Genomic DNA, 15,818 nt, shown 5'->3' on the forward strand with positions numbered 1-15,818 from the left:
GTTACCGGGCCGGTTTCGGTCCGGCCATGACCAGCGACCAGAATACCTTGTGTTTGGCATTGGGCGCGTAAGCCGTCGCGATGCCAAGCCGGGTGGCGTCTTTCGTCAGCAACACCTGGTTATGCTTCGGGCTTTCCCGCCAGCCTGAAAAAGCTTCGGCAAAGGTCCTGTATCCGGCGCTGACGTTTTCGGCGGCAGCCGTCTTCGGCTCGCCGATGGAGGCCATGCGGGTTGCCAGCTGCTGGTTCGGGGCGAGCGATGCCTGAACGTTTCCGGCCGCGGCCATTGCGTCGGCCTGCGATTTTGCAATGGACGTCAGCTGCGGATCGGCAATCACTGGCGACAGTCCGTTGTTGATCCGGTATTGCGAGATCATCTGAGCGGCCGTTGCAGCATCCACCACACCGTCTACACGCGCCATGTCCTCGTAGAAGGGCGGCGTCTGCATGCGGTCGCCCATGCAGGCGGCAACCGAGAGCAGCAGCGCTCCGGCGAGGGCGAGTTTCAGGGATCGATGGACCATCGGATTGTCAGCCACGCTGTTGAAGCTCCCGCTCAGGATCAATGAGATTTAGTGAGGCACATGATTCGCCTCACTTTGGAAGGTGATGGGACGACAGTTGAGCAGAATTGCGGCGCAAGGCTCCTGAAACCGGTGCACAAGCCTTTCAGCTGGGGTGCGCGCGCAATGGGTTGGAAAAAATGGAGCAGGTTTCTTGAATGGCAATTTTCAAGTTACATATAAAGTAACATGATGGTGCCGGGCGTCTTGGTATGGATCGGAGCACCAGGCCACGCTTTGCTTGAGGACCTTTTCCATGTCCCTGTTTTCCGGAGCCGCATCAACCGCCGGATATGCGGAAAGAACGGCGAGGCTCGTTCCCGGACTTGCAGACATGCACAAGATGACCGGCCTGCTGCTTGCGGAGCGGGCGCCATCGGACGGAACAATCCTGGTGCTTGGTGCCGGTGGCGGCGTTGAACTGAAGGCCTTTGCCCGCATGCAGCCCGACTGGCGTTTCCTTGGTGTCGACCCGTCCGCGGACATGCTGGAAAAGGCGCAAGAGCATCTTGGTCCCCTCGGGGCAAGAGTGAGCCTGCTGGAGGGATACATCCAGGATGCCCCCGAAAGACAATTTGATGGCGCCGCCTGCCTGCTGACGCTTCATTTTCTGGATCGGGAGGAGAGGTTAAAGACGCTTTCCGGGCTGCGGCAACGGTTGAAGCCTGGAGCGGCCTTCGTTTCGGTTCATCACAGCTTTCCGACCGACCCTGCGGGCAAGGACAGGTGGCTGGCAAGATATGCAGCGTTTTCCACCCTATCGGGCACTTCCCGCTCGCTTACCGAAAACGGCATGGCTGCGATGAAGGAGCGATTGCCGGTGCTGACGCCCGAACAGGATGCGGATCTGTTGAGGCAGGCCGGATTTGTCGACGTCGAGACCTTCTACACGGCCTTCACCTTCAGAGGCTGGGTCGCCACCGCCGGGTAATCAAAAAGAAAAGACCAGCCCGTGAGATACGGGCTGGTCAGGCTGCATGAGGCTAACGGGGCTTGAGGCCCCCAGCCTTTCAGGGAGCTTGTTGAGCCCGCCGCCTGCAGGTGGTTGCCCTGAAGGCGGCGTGCCGGATCAGCGGGTGGAGGCTTCCAGAACGTCCTCATAGGTCCGAAGACCGGTGGTCGGCGCGCAGACCAGGACGGACATGTTGCCCGGTGCGTGCTGGTTCTTCCACATCTTGGTATGGGCCTTCGGGATCTGATCCCAGGGGAAGACCTCGGACATGTAAGGGTCGATGCGCCGTTCGATCATCAGCTTGTTGGCGGCCGAGGCCTGCTTCAGATGGGCGAAGTGTGACCCTTGAAGGCGCTTCTGGTGCATCCACATGTAGCGAACGTCGAAGGTGCAGTTGAAACCTGACGTGCCTGCACAAATGACAACCATGCCGCCCTTCTTGCAGACCAGTGTGGAGACCGGGAAGGTTGCCTCACCCGGGTGTTCGAAGACGATATCGACGTTGTTGCCCTTGCCGGTGATGTCCCAGATCGCCTTGCCGAACTTGCGCGCTTCCGCGAACCATTCGGCATATTCGGGCGAGCCGACCGTCGGCAATTGACCCCAGCACTTGAAGTCCTTGCGGTTGATCACACCCTTGGCACCGAGATCCAGCACGAACTGGCGCTTGTCCTCGTCAGAGATGACGCCAATGGCATTGGCACCTGCTGCAGTAATCAACTGGATGGCGTAGGAGCCAAGGCCACCCGAGGCGCCCCAGACAAGCACGTTCTGACCCGGCTTCAGCTCATGCGGGTGATGGCCGAACAACATGCGATAGGCGGTTGCGAGCGTCAGCGTGTAGCAGGCACTTTCTTCCCAGGTCAGGTGGCGCGGCCGGGGCATAAGCTGCTGGGCCTGCACGCGGGTGAACTGCGAGAACGACCCGTCCGGTGTCTCGTAGCCCCAGATCCGCTGGGAGGTGGAGAACATCGGGTCGCCGCCGTTGCACTCCTCGTCGTCACCGTCGTCCTGGTTACAATGAACCACGACCTCGTCGCCCACTTTCCAGCGCTTGACCTTGTCACCAACGGCCCAGACGATGCCCGAGGCATCGGAGCCGGCAATGTGATAGGCGGCGCCGTGACCGTCGAACGGGCTGATCGGCTGGCCGAGGCCTGCCCAGATGCCGTTGTAGTTGACGCCGGCGGCCATCACCAGAACCAGAACCTCGTGACTGTCGAGTTCCCAGGTCGGCACGACTTCCAGTTTCATGGCGTCTTCCGGCGGTCCGTGGCGTTCACGGCGGATGGTCCAGGCATACATGTTTTTGGGAACGTGTCCGAGCGGCGGGATCTCTCCGATTTCATAAAGATCTTTCACCGGCGCGCCCTCTCGCGTTTGGTTGTCATTGGCTTCCGCGGTCGCTGTCATTCTCCCCTCCCAGGGCTTCTTTTGGGCCTCAGAATTTCGCATTTGCACAAGTCGTAATCGGGCAAATACCCAATTTTGCGCAACTATTGTTCAAAAACGATCACCGTTCTATACGACTATTGCTTAACTTGCGTTTTGATGCCAACCATATTTTGCATTGCACATTGGGGTTTCGCAGTCGCGTAAACTCCGGCACACTGCTGACTGTTCGGGAGAAACAGGCTGACGCGGTGCTGCCAAATCAAGAAAAAACAGGCAGCAGAACGCCTTAGGAGGATGAGTGGCATGAGTGCATCGGGTGAGAGCCGGCCGGAGAAAGATCGTCCGTGGATTTTCCGGACCTACGCGGGCCACTCGACGGCGGCCGAATCGAACAAGCTCTACCGTGGCAATCTTGCCAAGGGTCAGACCGGCCTGTCCGTTGCGTTCGATCTGCCGACTCAGACCGGCTACGATCCGGATGACGCCCTGGCGCGCGGCGAAGTGGGCAAAGTCGGTGTTCCGGTGGCTCATCTCGGCGACATGCGCACCCTGTTCCAGGACATTCCGCTGGAGCGGATGAACACCTCCATGACGATCAACGCGACCGCACCCTGGCTGCTGTCGCTCTATATAGCGGCTGCCGACGAACAGGGCGCCGACCGCAAACTGCTGTCGGGCACGACCCAGAACGACATCATCAAGGAATATCTGTCCCGGGGCACCTATGTGTTTCCGCCGGCGCCTTCGCTCAGGTTGACGACCGATGTCATCGCCTGGACCTATTCCAACATGCCCAAATGGAATCCGATGAACGTCTGCTCCTATCATTTGCAGGAAGCAGGCGCGACACCGGTTCAGGAGTTGTCCTTCGCGCTGGCAACGGCGGTGGCCATTCTGGATTCCATCAAGGCGAGCGGTGCCATTCCCGAGGAAGACTTCCCGAAGGCTGTCGGCAGGATTTCCTTCTTCGTCAATGCGGGCATGCGGTTCATTACCGAGATGTGCAAGATGCGCGCCTTCACCGAATTGTGGGACGAGATCTGCCTGGAGCGCTATGGCGTTGAGGACGAGCGCTATCGCCGCTTCCGCTATGGGGTTCAGGTGAACAGCCTCGGGCTGACCGAGCCGCAGCCGGAAAACAACGTCTACCGTATCCTCATTGAGATGCTGGCGGTGGTCTTATCCAAGAATGCGCGCGCGCGCGCCGTGCAGCTGCCGGCATGGAACGAAGCGCTGGGCCTGCCGCGACCGTTCGACCAGCAGTGGTCGCTGCGGATGCAGCAGATCGTCGCCTATGAAACCGACCTTCTGGACTATGCGGACATTTTTGACGGCTCGGCCGAAATTACCCGCAAGGTGGAAGAGCTGAAGGCGCAAGCCCGCGAGGAACTTGCCCGGATCGATGCCATGGGTGGTGCGGTCGCCGCGGTCGATAGCAGCTACATGAAGCGCCAGCTTGTGGAAGCCAATTCCGCACGCCTTGCCGCGATCGAAGGCGGCGACCAGGTGGTGGTCGGTGTCAACCGCTGGACAGACAGCGAGCCTTCGCCTCTGGCCGCCGGGGAAGACGGCGGCATTCTCACCGTTTCCGAGCATGTCGAGCAAGAAGCGGTCGAGAAGGTCAAGGCCTGGCGCGATGCACGCGATCAGGCCGCGGTCGAAACCGCGCTGGCGGACCTGAAAGCCGCCGCCCAGGAAGGCCGCAACATCATGGAGCCCTCCATTGCCGCGGCCAAGGCCGGAGCGACCACGGGCGAATGGGGCCGGACCCTGCGCGAGGTCTTTGGCGAGTACCGTGCACCGACCGGTGTCGGCCAGGCCGTGCGGGACAATGCCGGCACCTTGGCAGACATCCGCTCGGATGTGGAAGCAGTGTCAAAGAAACTCGGTCGCCGGTTGAAGTTCCTGGTCGGCAAACCGGGTCTTGACGGGCATTCGAACGGAGCGGAACAGATTGCCGTCAGGGCGCGCGACTGCGGCATGGAGGTGGTCTATGAGGGAATCCGGCTGACGCCGGCGCAGATCGTCAACGCCGCGGTGGAAGAAGACGTTCACGTGATCGGTCTGTCGATCCTGTCCGGCTCGCACCTGGCCCTGGTCCGCGACGTGATGGATCGGCTGCGGGCGGCTGGAGCCGACGATATCCCGGTCGTTGTCGGCGGTATCATTCCCGATGAGGACGCCGTGCAGCTGAAAGCCCAGGGCGTTGCAGCAGTCTATACGCCCAAGGACTTCCAGCTCACCGACATCATGGCCGATGTGGTGAAGATTGTCGGCAACCGTGCAGAACAGGCAGCTTGAACCGGCCTTCGTCGAAAGTGACAATAATGCCGATTGAAGTATTTATTGGCGAAAATTATTCGCTCTTCTAGTCTCGGATAAACTTTCAGTTGCAACTGGCGCAGTCGTGGCTGCGTCGGTTTCGCTGGCGGGTTCAAGATTTATTTATACTTGGCCATTAGTAGTTTCCCTTAGCGCGGGTCTAAGCAGGAAACGATCCGATGATACGTAAGCCAATTTCCAGAATAACTTCAGTCCTCATCGGATTGCGGGACGGGACCAGTCTGCGCCAGCAGATTGCCCTTCTGGCGGCTTCGCTTTGCATCCTTTCGATTGCGGTGGCGGCATTCGGTGCGGCCCTGATTGCACGCGGCGAAGCCATCCGGGAAAACCGGTGGGACCTGACCCTGATTGCACGCAGCATGGCGCAGCGGCTGGACCAGACGATGTTCGACCGTTACCGCGAAGTGCGCAACATCGCAGACATGGAACTGCTGAAGCCTGTCTGGACCCGCAATCCCGACATCATCCGTGAAACGCTTGACCAGCTGCAGCGCAGCCTGCCGCAATATGCCTGGATCGGATTTGCATCTCTCGACGGCACGGTCGTGGCGGCAACCAAGGGCATGCTGGAGGGCGCATCCGTTGCCGAGCGGCCCTGGTTCATCAGTGGCCTGAAAAGGCCCGCGGTCGAAGATGTGCATCTTGCCAAGTTGCTTGACCACCTGTTGCGGACAAGCCCCGACGAAGCGCCGTTTCGTTTCGTTGACGTGGCAATGCCGGTAAAAGACGAAAACGGAAAACTGGCGGGCGTACTCGGTGCGCACATGAGCTGGAGCTGGGCGGAAGAAACCCGGCGCGATGTTCTGGAAAACAATCTCGGCAAGGAAGGGCTCGACCTCTTCGTGCTTGCGCGCGACGGCTCGGTGCTTGTCGGGGAAGACGCCGAAGGCACAAGCCTCTCCCGGGAAACTGCTGCCTACGATCCCGGCAATCCCGACATGGTGGTCGCGGAGGTCGAAACCTCGGGCCTTGGCGATTATCCGGGGCTGGGCTGGAAAGTTGCCGTGCAGCAGCCGGTCAGCGTCGTGTCCGCTCGGGTGGCGGCTCTGGTTCGCAATATCTTTCTGATCGGATTTGCGGTTGCCTGTCTTTCCGCGCTGCTGGCATGGCTTGCGTCTCGCACCATCTCGCAGCCGCTTCTCGGCCTGGTCTCAGCACTGGACAGGATCGGGCGTGACGAAAAGGAAACGACAGTTCCGCGCCTGCACGGGTTCCGGGAGCTTTCGCAGGTGTCTGCCTCCGTCAGATCGCTGCTACGCCGGCTCGGTACGGTGGAAGAAAGCGCCAGGACAGCCCGGGACATGCTGGCGGTTCTGAAGGACGAATACAGCCGCAACATACGGTCCAGTGAGGAACGGAACCGGCAACTGGGAGCCGACATCCGCTCCTTGAGAACGCTGGCGGAACACGATTCCCTGTCGGGCCTCCTGAACCGGCGTGCGTTCCAGCCATTTGCGGAAGATGCCTTTGCGACCTTCCAGCGCCATGACCGGCTGTTCAGCGTGCTGATGATCGATGCGGACCACTTCAAGACCGTCAATGACCAATTCGGGCACCGGGCCGGTGACGACGTCATCCGGGCCATCGGGGATGCCATCGTTGAAGAAATCCGTTCGACCGACAAGGCTGCCCGGTTCGGCGGGGAAGAATTCGTTCTCCTCCTGAGGGAAAATGACGCAAACGGGGCCTGGGTTCTGGCCGAGCGCATCAGGTTGAGAATTGCAGCCCTCACCGTGGATGCCGGCGTTGGCAATATTTCCGTCACGGTCAGCGTTGGTCTGGCGGAAGTCACGGCTGATGATCGTGATGTCGAAGACACGATCGCCCGGGCGGATCAGGCGCTTTACATCGCCAAATCGTCGGGCCGCAACCGGGTCTGTGTCGACTATCCGCCCCCTCGGTCCCAGTCGGCCTGACGCCGTTGCTTTTGATGAAACCGAGGGTTAACTTAACGTAAAGTTTTGTTAACCCTTTGTTGAAACAATTGGCGGGTTCCGCCAGAAGGCGGCAATTCTCTGAGGGCCAGGAGGCCGGAATGGCGACGATCGAAAGGCCGCAATCGGCCCAGGTCGTGGCGCATGCGACAGAGTACCCCGCGGACCGTGACGGTGACGGCACCGGTTACGACCGCAGAAAGAAGCGTGACACCGCAGAGCGCCATGAAAATGAAACCGGGATGTCCGAGGACACTCCGGCAGTTCTTGTTGACGATCACCACACCGTAAATCATGTGCTGGATGGCGTTGCCGCCTATCGGGCTGTCGCGTTGCAGGTCATGGAACCGGGCATCGATCACGGGCCGGTTCACCCCTTGCGGGGACCTGTGGACAGGATGCCCGCGGACAACGTCCGTCATGCCTATGAGGATCACGAGGACGGTGAGCCGCCCCATGAGGTGAATGTTGCGACCTGACGGGCGAAGTCGTCCAAAAGGTTGAAGTCACTTGGCTCGTTACGTATTAACCCGTATCTATGGCCGGCAGGGGAGATCCCCTATCGTTCGTGCACAGGTGCGCGTCCTTCGGGATGCAGTACCAGGTGCCGCCATTCCGGTTGGCAGGCCTGCCCATATCTGGCGCAGGTGGCTGATCCCGGGTGACAAGAGCTGGAGACTTGAGTTTGACTTTCCCCGCACATCTTCTCGAAGGCTACGGCCGTTACCTCAACAAGGGGTTCGTCAGATACAAGGAAACCCATGAACGCCTGGCGGTCTATGGTCAGACGCCGGATGTGATGGTGATTTCCTGCTGCGACAGCCGCGTCACGCCGGAAGGCATCTTCAATGTCGGTCCGGGCGAATTGTTCGTGGTGCGCAACGTTGCCAACCTGGTGCCGCCTTACGAGGATACGGAAGGCCAGCACGGCACCAGCGCTGCGATCGAATTCGCGGTCAACGGGCTCAAGGTCAAGCACATTGTGATCATGGGGCATGGCCAGTGCGGCGGCGTGAAGGCGTTCCGGGAAAACGCGAATGCGCCGTTGGCGACAGGTCAGTTCATTGGTCGGTGGATCAAGCTGCTGGAGCCGGCGGCAATCGCGATGGCCTGCATGCCGGTGGACAAGGCTGACGATCCTCAGCTTGCCATGGAATATGCCGGTATCCGCCAGTCGCTGAAGAACCTGATGACCTTCCCGTTCATCGAGGCGGCCGTTTCGGCGGGTTCGCTCAGCCTGCACGGGTCCTGGTTCGACATCGGGTCCGGCGAATTGCGGGTCATGGATGCCGAAACACAGAGATTCTCCACGACAGCCCCGGAAGTTCTCGCCACGGCGGGATAAGCGCCGCAAGGAAAGGGACGTCATGCTCGTCGATCCGGTGCTCTATCGCCGAATGGCCAAATACAACAGCTGGATGACCGAAAAGGTCTATGCGGCAGCGGATCTCATGAGTGACGAAGACCGCAAGGCCGACCGGGGTGCCTTCTTCCGGTCCGTGCATTCCACGCTTAACCACATTCTGTTTGCCGACAGGGCCTGGATGAGCCGCTTTACTGGCCGCAAATACGAAATCAAGGGCATGGGCGTTGACCTCTTCGAGAATTTTGATGAGTTGAAAGCCGCCCATTTCGACATGTGCCTGCAGATTTCCGACTTTGCCGAGTGGCTGACCATCGACTGGCTGGCGGAGGATCTGGAATGGACAAGCGGCCAGGACGGTATTCCCCGGTCCCGGCCGCGCTGGATGCTTGTCACCCACATGTTCAATCACCAGACCCATCATCGCGGCCAGGTGTCGACGCTGTTGACACAGGCCGGGCATGACATCGGCGTCACCGATCTGCCGTTCATGCCCGATCTGGTGTGACGGCGAAGCCTGTTCAGACTTCCGTCTTCATTCCGTAGTTCTTCACCGCGCCAAGCACTGCGTCGATCTCGGATTTCGAGAGAATGTGCGGCGAGCCGATCGTCCGGCTGAGGATATAGGCCTTGGCCAGGACTTCCAGTTCCTCAAGACGCCAGAGGCCCTTTTCAAGGGTCTCTCCGACAACCACGGCACCGTGGTTGGCCATCAGGCAGCCTTGCCGGTCTTTCATGACGTCTGTCACTTCCCGCGCAAGTTCGTCGCTGCCGAAAAGGGCGTAGCCTGCCAGGGGAACCGTGTCACCACCGAAGAGCGCGATCATGTAATGGCAGGAGGGGATCTCCATCCGGTTGATCGCCAGCGCGGTGCAGTGGACCGGGTGGGCGTGTACGACAGCGTGCATGTCCGGCTTTGCCCGCAGCAGCGCAAGGTGGAACTGCCACTCGGTTGAAGGTGGCAGGGGCCCTTCGAAAGCGCTGTCGCCCTCCAGCGGGATGGAGGCCAGCATCTCCGGGGTCATGCGGTCATAGGGCACGCCGGAAGGCGTGATGATCATCCGGTCGCCTGCGCGCGCGGAAATATTGCCCGATGTGCCCTGGTTGATACCGCGGCTGTTCATCTCCTTGCAGGAATCGATGATGGCCTGGCGAAGTTCGGATGTGTCCTGATAAGGCGTCTTAAGCATTGTTTTCCGTCAGATTGAGCATTTCCGTCGCCGTTTCCGAGCAGGTGGCGATGTGGGTGGCGTAGCCGCCGCGCAGGGCGGCCAGCATCGGTCTGGCACGGTCCGGGCCGGAGCCGACCAGCAGGCCCATGTCCTTGCCGCGCATCTGGTCCAGCGTCACGGCAATCATCCGGTCCTCGATTTCCCGGTTGAGACCGTTGCCGTCGTGGTCGATCAGGCGGCCGCAGATCACGCCGATGGCACCGCGTTCCGCGCATGGGTCAACGTCGGCGGGGTCAAGCAGACCGGTATGGACAACGTGGCTGTCTGCTGTGCAGGTGCCGCAGGCGAAGATGGTCTTGTTGCAGTCGGCCACCGCATCAAGCTGCATGCGGATCACCGGTTCCCGCTTCAGTTCTTCCACAAGCGCCCGGTTGGACAAGAGCAGCGGCACATGAAGGTTGACGCAGTGCGCGCCATAGCGGCGGGCGAGCGTTGCCGAGCAGGTTTCCGCGGCAAAGCCGAGGGCTGCCGGGCGCGAGCCGACCAGCTGCACCACGGTAAGGTCCGGAACCGTCACCCGCGGCGCGGCCTCCGCCACCCTGTAGACCGTTTCGCCCCAGGCAACGCCAAGCCGGTCGCCCGGTTCCAGCAGGCCTGGCAACCAGTCGGCAACCACCCGGGTGACCCGGTCAAGGGACTGATCGGCCCCGGCGGGCGATGTCGGAACGACGATGGCGTCCTGCAGACCGAACCGGTCGACGAGACGGCGCGCCAGATCGTGGTCGCGGAAAATGTCCGTGTCCAGCGTGATGCGGACATAGTCGCGCTTTCGCGCTTCGGACAGATAGTTGACGACCGTCGCCCGCGAAATGCCGAGGCGTTCGGCGATCTCGTTCTGGTTCATGCCTTCCTGGTAGTAGCACCAGGTGACCTCGATGATGGCATCGTCCTGGCTGCGCGCCCTGGTGGCCGCGGAGGGTGCCGCGGCCTTGGTGCCGGTTGGCCGGGAACTGGTCGGGCCAGGGCTCATGCGCTCTTGGCGATCCCGCTGAGATCCGGGAAGAGAGCGGCAAGGCCTTCGGCGCTGGCCTCGCAGACACCGCGTTCGGTAATCAGGCCGGTGACGAGGTGGTTCGGCGTGACATCGAAGGCAGGATTACCGCCGGGCGTGCCAACCGGTGTCACCTGGACGACGCCGATCTTGCCGTCGTCCGTCAGGCCCTGGATGTGCGTGACTTCGCGTTCCTGGCGTTCCTCGATCGGTATTTCGGCAACGCCGTCATCTACCGTCCAGTCGATGGTCGGCGAAGGCAGGGCAACGTAGAACGGCACGTTGTTGGCCTTGGCGGCGAGTGCCTTCAGATAGGTGCCGATCTTGTTGCAGACGTCGCCGCGGCGTGTGGTGCGGTCGGTTCCGACGATGACCATGTCGACAAGGCCGTGCTGCATCAGGTGGCCGCCGGCATTGTCGGTGATGTAGGTGTGCGGAATGCCGTGGCTGCCCAGTTCCCAGGAGGTGAGGGCACCCTGGTTGCGCGGGCGGGTTTCATCCACCCAGACATGGATCGGAATGCCGGCGTCATGGGCCTGGTACATCGGGCTCGTCGCCGTGCCCCAGTCCACGGTCGCAATCCAGCCGGCGTTGCAATGGGTCAGGATGCGGACAGGCTCTCCGTCCTTCTTGCTGGCTGCGATCTTGCGGATGATCTCAAGACCATTCTGGCCGATGCTGTGGTTGATGCCGACATCCTCGTCGGAAATCTCGTGCGCGAGCTTCAGCGCTGCGGCGGGACGGTCGGATTCCGGCAGCGGGAGCAGGTGCGCTCGGCAGCGGTTGAGCGCCCAACGCAGGTTGATGGCCGTCGGCCGGGTCTTGTCGAGAAACTCCCAGGCCGTGTCCAGATGCGCATTGGACGGGTCGATCTTTGCGGCCAGTGCCATGCCGTAGGCAGCGGTAGCACCAATGAGCGGCGCGCCGCGCACGCGCATCTCAACGATCGCGTCGGCGAAGTCCTGAAGTGTGTCGACCTGCTGGATGCGGAATTCGTGCGGCAGCCAGCGCTGATCGATGATCTGCAGGGCAGCCTTGTCGTCATCCCACCAGAGCGAGCGGTAATGAGTGCCGTTGACCTTCATGGGATGTCCTTCTTGTTGAATTGGCGCGCAAGCTTCACGAGCGCATCGGTCGAGCCGTAACTTTCTGGCGACAGGATGAGGTCGGCCCCCATCAGCAGGTTGCGCGTTTCCAGACGGCGCTTCAGCTGCTTGTCCTCGATTTCCTCGAAGTCGGCATTGTGGGCGAGCGACAGGGTACGGCGGTGCATCTCGATACCGCAATAGCCCATGGCTTCGTTGCGGATTTCCTGCAGGAGGCCCGCACATGCGAAGTCCGATGCCTGCCCCTGATCCTCGAACAGGGAAGCCGGGTAAAGCATGCCGGTGCGCTCGGTGTTCCAGAGGCGGGTGAACTCGGCCTCGAAGGATGAGAAGGTTTCGGCGATGACCGACAGAACCCATTCCTGGAAATCGTCGAGTGTTTCCGCGCTGCGATGAGCCGGCTGGCTGAAATAGGCCATCAGGAAGTTGGCCGTCAGCATGCCGATGTCGAAGCCGAGCGGGCCGTATTGCACGAATTCGGGATCGATGACGCGGCTGTCGCTGTCCGTGGACATGATCGAGCCACTGTGCAGGTCGCCGTGCACCATTGTTTCGGTGTTGGAGGCAAATTTCATCAGGAACCGCTGCACCTTTGCCTTCAGTTCGGCATTGGCGCGCAGGTCTGCCACAACGGGGTCGAGACCTTCCGTGTGGTGGTTCATTTCAGCAGCAAAATAAGGATCGGTGAAAACCAGCGCTTCGGTGATTGCGGGGATTTCCACGTTGCCGGCGAACAGGCTGACATCGGCCTTCTTGTCCGCGCTCTTCATGGACAGTTCCGAGCCGCGAAACGCGGTGCGGGCGCAGAAGGTGCCAAGGAAAGTACCGAGCCCTGCAACCTTTTCACCATCGATCATCTTGCGCCGCAGGATCTTGTGCGGCGAGAGGAATTCCATGACGATCAGCGCCTGGTCCTCATCGAAGTGGTAGACCTCCGGCACTGCGCCCGGATCACGGGCGGCCTGTCGCACAAGCGCATGGTTCTCGTAAAGCGCGCGATAAAGCGGCAGCGGCCAGCTGTCGCCCACCAGGCGTACATAGGGCAGTGCCTGCTTGACGATGATCGTGCCTTTGGGGCCCTCGACAATGAAGACGAGGTTCAGGTTGCCGTCGCCAACTTCGCGAACGGTCCAGTCAGACGGGTCTGCTCCGATCCTGTCCGCAACGGCGGAAATGCCGGAAAGTCTTTCGCCGAGCGTTTCCGGCGTGAGGGGCCGATAGAGGTCTGGCGTGTCCATCTTGGGTCTTGTTCCTCCCTATTTTGCCCCGATAATGGTCAAGATTATTCAAAAGTCAACACAGTTGACAAATGCCTATTTAGCGTGTTGTAACGATGAGAAGCGGGGGAGGAACTCGCAAGAATATCGGGAGGAAAGGTGCCAGACGTCACCTGTAAATTGAGCGGCTTGGAAAAGTCCTTCGGGCGCAACCACGTGCTTCGGGGGATCGATCTGGAGCTGCGCGCCGGCGAAGTCACGGCGCTGATGGGAGCCAACGGTGCCGGCAAGTCGACGCTGGTGAAGGTCCTGTGCGGCTATCATTTTGCCGATGCCGGCGAGATCGAGCTGGCCGGTGCACCCTTCAAGCCGCTTGATGCGGCCGATGCCATCTCAAAGGGTGTCGTGACCGTTCACCAGTCCATTGATGACGGTGTCATTCCGGATCTCGATGTTGCCACCAACCTGACGCTGGACCTCCTGACCGAACCGGGTGCCGATTTCTTCGTCAACGACAGGAAACTTCGCCGGCAGGCCCGCAAGGTTGCCGAAAGCATGGGTCTGACGATGGACGTGCGCACCCGTGTTGCGGATCTGGAGGTTGCCGACCGCCAGATGATCGCGATCGCACGTGCCATGGCCCGCGCGCCGAAGTTGCTCATTCTGGACGAGCCGACCTCATCACTGTCCGCTTCCGAAGCCGACCGCCTGTTCGCGCTGATTGACCGGCTGCGTGCGGAAGGTGTCGCCATTCTTTATATTTCCCACCGCATGTCGGACATCCGCCGCGTGGCCGACCGGATCGTTTCCATGCGAGACGGGGCGATTTCCGGCCTGTTCGAGACAGAGCCTCTGGACTATGTCGGCGCGGTCAACGCCATGCTTGGCCACCAGATGACCGAGGTCGATATCGATCCGGTTGCCGGCGGTGATCCGATCCTGGAAGTCGATGGTGTGCGCCTACACGAAAATGGCCCGCAGATCGATCTGACTGCTCGCGAAGGCGAAGTGGTTGCCTTGACGGGTCTGCTCGGCAGCGGCACCACGGAACTGGCGGAAGTGCTGTTTGGCCTTGCGAAACCGGCCGGCGGCACCTTGCGCCTGGACGGCAAGGCCTACACTCCGAAGAGTGCGGAAGACGCCGTCGCCAAGGGTGTGTTCATGTCGCCCAAGGACCGCAGCGTGAACGCCGTGGTGCCGGACTTCGACATCGCCAACAACATGACACTGCCTTTCCTGGGGGCATTCAGCCGGTTCTCTTTCCTGAGCGAACGCGGACAGCGCCGGGCTGCTGACGACATGATCGGCAAGATCGGGATCGTCTGTCAGGGCAACGGCGACGGCATCAACACCCTGTCGGGTGGCAACCAGCAGAAGGTCATGATCGGCCGCTGGCTGTTGCAGGCAAGCCGCGTGCTGTTGCTGGACGAACCTTTCCAGGGTGTCGACATCGGCGCCCGGCGGGACATCGGTCACTACATCCGGCAGACCGCAAAAGGGCGCACGACGCTCGTCTTCGTGGCGGAAATCGACGAGGCCCTGGAAATCGCCGACCGCATCGTCGTCATGCACGAGGCCGCCATCGTCGGTGAATACATCAACAAGAACGTCGACCTGAACCGTCTGGTCGCGGATGTCTCCGGGCCCGCAGGCGGGCAGGGGCAGAGCGAGCCAGCAACGCAGGCAATGGCAGGATGAATACCGGAACAATGAACAAGAACCCGCTCGAACTTGCCATCCGCTACGGCTTCCTCGTCCTACTCGGCGGACTGGCCCTTTTCTTCAGCCTCTATGCCAGCGGCTTTGCCAGCCCGCGTTCGGCAGTCTTCATCCTGCAGTCGGTGGCCATTACCGGCATTCTCGCGCTCGGTGTCACCTGTACGCTGGTGGTGGGCGGGTTCGACCTGTCGATCGGCTCGGTCGCAACCTCGGCGCTGATGCTGTCCGCCTATTCCATGGTGGTGCTGGAGCAATCCGCCTTTGTCGCGGTTGCACTCTGCCTGGTGATGGGTGCGGTCGTCGGGCTGATCAACGGGTTCCTGATCGTGAAGATGCGGGTGCCGGACCTTTTGGCGACGCTCGGCATGATGTTCCTTCTCATCGGTTTGCAGCGCATTCCGACCCAGGGCAATTCGATTGCGACCGGGATGAGCCTGGGCGAGGGCGTCGTTGCGGAGGGAACGTTCTCCGCGGCCTTCCTGTGGCTCGGTCGGCACCGGTTCGACCTGTTCCTGGACCGGTTGCTGCCGGTGCCGGTGGTGGTGTTCCTTTTGATCGCGCTGCTGATCTGGCTGTTCCTGGGGTACACCCGGCATGGCCGCCTGATGTATGCCATCGGCTCCAACGAACGGGCTGCCGAACTGGTCGGCACCAACGTGCAGCGCTACAAGATCGTGGCCTACATGATTTCCGGCATGCTGGCATCGGTTGGCGGCATTCTGCTGGCTGCCCGCCTTGGCCGCGGTGACATCGCCTCCGGCAACAACCTTCTGCTCGACAGCGTGGCCGCAGCCCTCATCGGCTTCGCGGTACTGGGCGCTGCCCGCCCGAACGCCTTCGGCACGGCGGCAGGGGCACTGTTTGTCGGCATTCTTCTTCAGGGGCTGACGATGATGAACGCTCCTTACTACATGCAGGATTTCGTCAAGGGGGCCGTGTTGGTTGCCGCCCTTGTCTTCACATTCTACCTGTCCTCGCGACGTGGGGGCCGGAGAACAGCGTGA

At 61.2% G+C, this 15,818-nt stretch carries 14 protein-coding genes; 8 read left to right on the forward strand and 6 right to left on the reverse strand.

Going from position 1 to position 15,818, the window contains the following annotated elements:
- Nucleotide 1 precedes the first annotated feature (1 nt).
- Nucleotides 2-538, reverse strand: coding sequence for a CAP domain-containing protein (locus ACP90_RS02745; RefSeq protein WP_306355459.1), 537 nt, complete (start codon nt 536-538; stop codon nt 2-4).
- Nucleotides 539-818: 280 nt separating this feature from the next.
- On the opposite strand from ACP90_RS02745, the gene ACP90_RS02750 reads away from it, so the two are divergent.
- Nucleotides 819-1,493: a class I SAM-dependent methyltransferase gene (locus ACP90_RS02750; protein ID WP_062486641.1), complete on the forward strand. Its 675-nt coding sequence runs from the start codon at nt 819-821 to the stop codon at nt 1,491-1,493.
- Nucleotides 1,494-1,631: 138 nt separating this feature from the next.
- On the opposite strand, the gene ccrA is transcribed toward ACP90_RS02750, so the two are convergent.
- Complete coding sequence (gene ccrA, locus ACP90_RS02755; protein WP_023002848.1) at nt 1,632-2,927, reverse strand: crotonyl-CoA carboxylase/reductase; 1,296 nt, start codon at nt 2,925-2,927, stop codon at nt 1,632-1,634.
- Between the two features lie 285 nt (nt 2,928-3,212).
- Between ccrA and ACP90_RS02760 the strand changes: the two genes are divergently transcribed.
- The 5 genes from ACP90_RS02760 (at nt 3,213) to ACP90_RS02780 (ending at nt 9,057) form a co-directional block, all read left to right on the forward strand.
- Entirely contained in the window at nt 3,213-5,210 is a 1,998-nt protein-coding gene (locus ACP90_RS02760; protein WP_062486644.1) for a protein meaA, read from the forward strand.
- Between the two features lie 200 nt (nt 5,211-5,410).
- Nucleotides 5,411-7,168: a diguanylate cyclase gene (locus tag ACP90_RS02765; protein WP_082809652.1), complete on the forward strand. Its 1,758-nt coding sequence runs from the start codon at nt 5,411-5,413 to the stop codon at nt 7,166-7,168.
- Nucleotides 7,169-7,287: 119 nt separating this feature from the next.
- Complete coding sequence (locus ACP90_RS02770) at nt 7,288-7,665, forward strand: hypothetical protein (protein ID WP_023002851.1); 378 nt, start codon at nt 7,288-7,290, stop codon at nt 7,663-7,665.
- A 206-nt stretch (nt 7,666-7,871) separates the two neighbouring features.
- On the forward strand, nt 7,872-8,531 hold the full coding sequence (locus ACP90_RS02775) for a carbonic anhydrase (RefSeq protein ID WP_088665218.1): 660 nt from the start codon (nt 7,872-7,874) through the stop codon (nt 8,529-8,531).
- A 22-nt stretch (nt 8,532-8,553) separates the two neighbouring features.
- Nucleotides 8,554-9,057 carry a DinB family protein gene (locus tag ACP90_RS02780; RefSeq protein WP_023002853.1) on the forward strand — a complete coding sequence of 168 codons (504 nt, stop codon included), beginning with the start codon at nt 8,554-8,556 and terminating at the stop codon, nt 9,055-9,057.
- A 13-nt stretch (nt 9,058-9,070) separates the two neighbouring features.
- Here ACP90_RS02780 and ACP90_RS02785 read toward each other — a convergent pair whose 3' ends face one another.
- The 4 genes from ACP90_RS02785 to mtnK are packed head-to-tail and all read right to left on the reverse strand — an operon-like array spanning nt 9,071 to nt 13,116.
- Nucleotides 9,071-9,739 (reverse strand): class II aldolase/adducin family protein, encoded by a 669-nt coding sequence (locus tag ACP90_RS02785; RefSeq protein WP_062486651.1) that lies wholly within the window; start codon nt 9,737-9,739, stop codon nt 9,071-9,073.
- Entirely contained in the window at nt 9,732-10,751 is a 1,020-nt protein-coding gene (locus ACP90_RS02790; RefSeq protein WP_062486654.1) for a sugar-binding transcriptional regulator, read from the reverse strand. Before ACP90_RS02790 ends, ACP90_RS02785 begins: the two co-directional genes overlap by 8 nt.
- Nucleotides 10,748-11,857 carry an S-methyl-5-thioribose-1-phosphate isomerase gene (mtnA, locus tag ACP90_RS02795; protein ID WP_062486657.1) on the reverse strand — a complete coding sequence of 370 codons (1,110 nt, stop codon included), beginning with the start codon at nt 11,855-11,857 and terminating at the stop codon, nt 10,748-10,750. The genes ACP90_RS02790 and mtnA overlap by 4 nt, the downstream gene beginning before the upstream one ends.
- Nucleotides 11,854-13,116, reverse strand: a complete 1,263-nt coding sequence (gene mtnK, locus ACP90_RS02800; RefSeq protein ID WP_062486659.1) for an S-methyl-5-thioribose kinase — start codon at nt 13,114-13,116, stop codon at nt 11,854-11,856. The genes mtnA and mtnK overlap by 4 nt, the downstream gene beginning before the upstream one ends.
- Before the next feature lie 138 nt (nt 13,117-13,254).
- Here mtnK and ACP90_RS02805 point away from each other — a divergent pair, with 138 nt between their 5' ends.
- Entirely contained in the window at nt 13,255-14,793 is a 1,539-nt protein-coding gene (locus ACP90_RS02805) for a sugar ABC transporter ATP-binding protein (RefSeq protein ID WP_031270191.1), read from the forward strand.
- Nucleotides 14,790-15,818 (forward strand): ABC transporter permease, encoded by a 1,029-nt coding sequence (locus ACP90_RS02810; protein ID WP_023002859.1) that lies wholly within the window; start codon nt 14,790-14,792, stop codon nt 15,816-15,818. Before ACP90_RS02805 ends, ACP90_RS02810 begins: the two co-directional genes overlap by 4 nt.

Source organism: Labrenzia sp. CP4 (assembly GCF_001579905.1).
Classification (GTDB): domain Bacteria; phylum Pseudomonadota; class Alphaproteobacteria; order Rhizobiales; family Stappiaceae; genus Roseibium; species Roseibium algicola.

What these genes read in the sequence shown, in the direction of transcription:
- ACP90_RS02750 (WP_062486641.1), top strand. Translation starts at nt 819, where the DNA reads ATGTCCCTGTTTTCCGGAGCCGCATCAACCGCCGGATATGCGGAAAGA.
- ccrA (WP_023002848.1), bottom strand. Translation starts at nt 2,927, where the DNA reads ATGACAGCGACCGCGGAAGCCAATGACAACCAAACGCGAGAGGGCGCG.
- ACP90_RS02760 (WP_062486644.1), top strand. Translation starts at nt 3,213, where the DNA reads ATGAGTGCATCGGGTGAGAGCCGGCCGGAGAAAGATCGTCCGTGGATT.
- ACP90_RS02765 (WP_082809652.1), top strand. Translation starts at nt 5,411, where the DNA reads ATGATACGTAAGCCAATTTCCAGAATAACTTCAGTCCTCATCGGATTG.
- ACP90_RS02770 (WP_023002851.1), top strand. Translation starts at nt 7,288, where the DNA reads ATGGCGACGATCGAAAGGCCGCAATCGGCCCAGGTCGTGGCGCATGCG.
- ACP90_RS02780 (WP_023002853.1), top strand. Translation starts at nt 8,554, where the DNA reads ATGCTCGTCGATCCGGTGCTCTATCGCCGAATGGCCAAATACAACAGC.
- ACP90_RS02785 (WP_062486651.1), bottom strand. Translation starts at nt 9,739, where the DNA reads ATGCTTAAGACGCCTTATCAGGACACATCCGAACTTCGCCAGGCCATC.
- ACP90_RS02790 (WP_062486654.1), bottom strand. Translation starts at nt 10,751, where the DNA reads ATGAGCCCTGGCCCGACCAGTTCCCGGCCAACCGGCACCAAGGCCGCG.
- mtnA (WP_062486657.1), bottom strand. Translation starts at nt 11,857, where the DNA reads ATGAAGGTCAACGGCACTCATTACCGCTCGCTCTGGTGGGATGACGAC.
- mtnK (WP_062486659.1), bottom strand. Translation starts at nt 13,116, where the DNA reads ATGGACACGCCAGACCTCTATCGGCCCCTCACGCCGGAAACGCTCGGC.
- ACP90_RS02810 (WP_023002859.1), top strand. Translation starts at nt 14,790, where the DNA reads ATGAATACCGGAACAATGAACAAGAACCCGCTCGAACTTGCCATCCGC.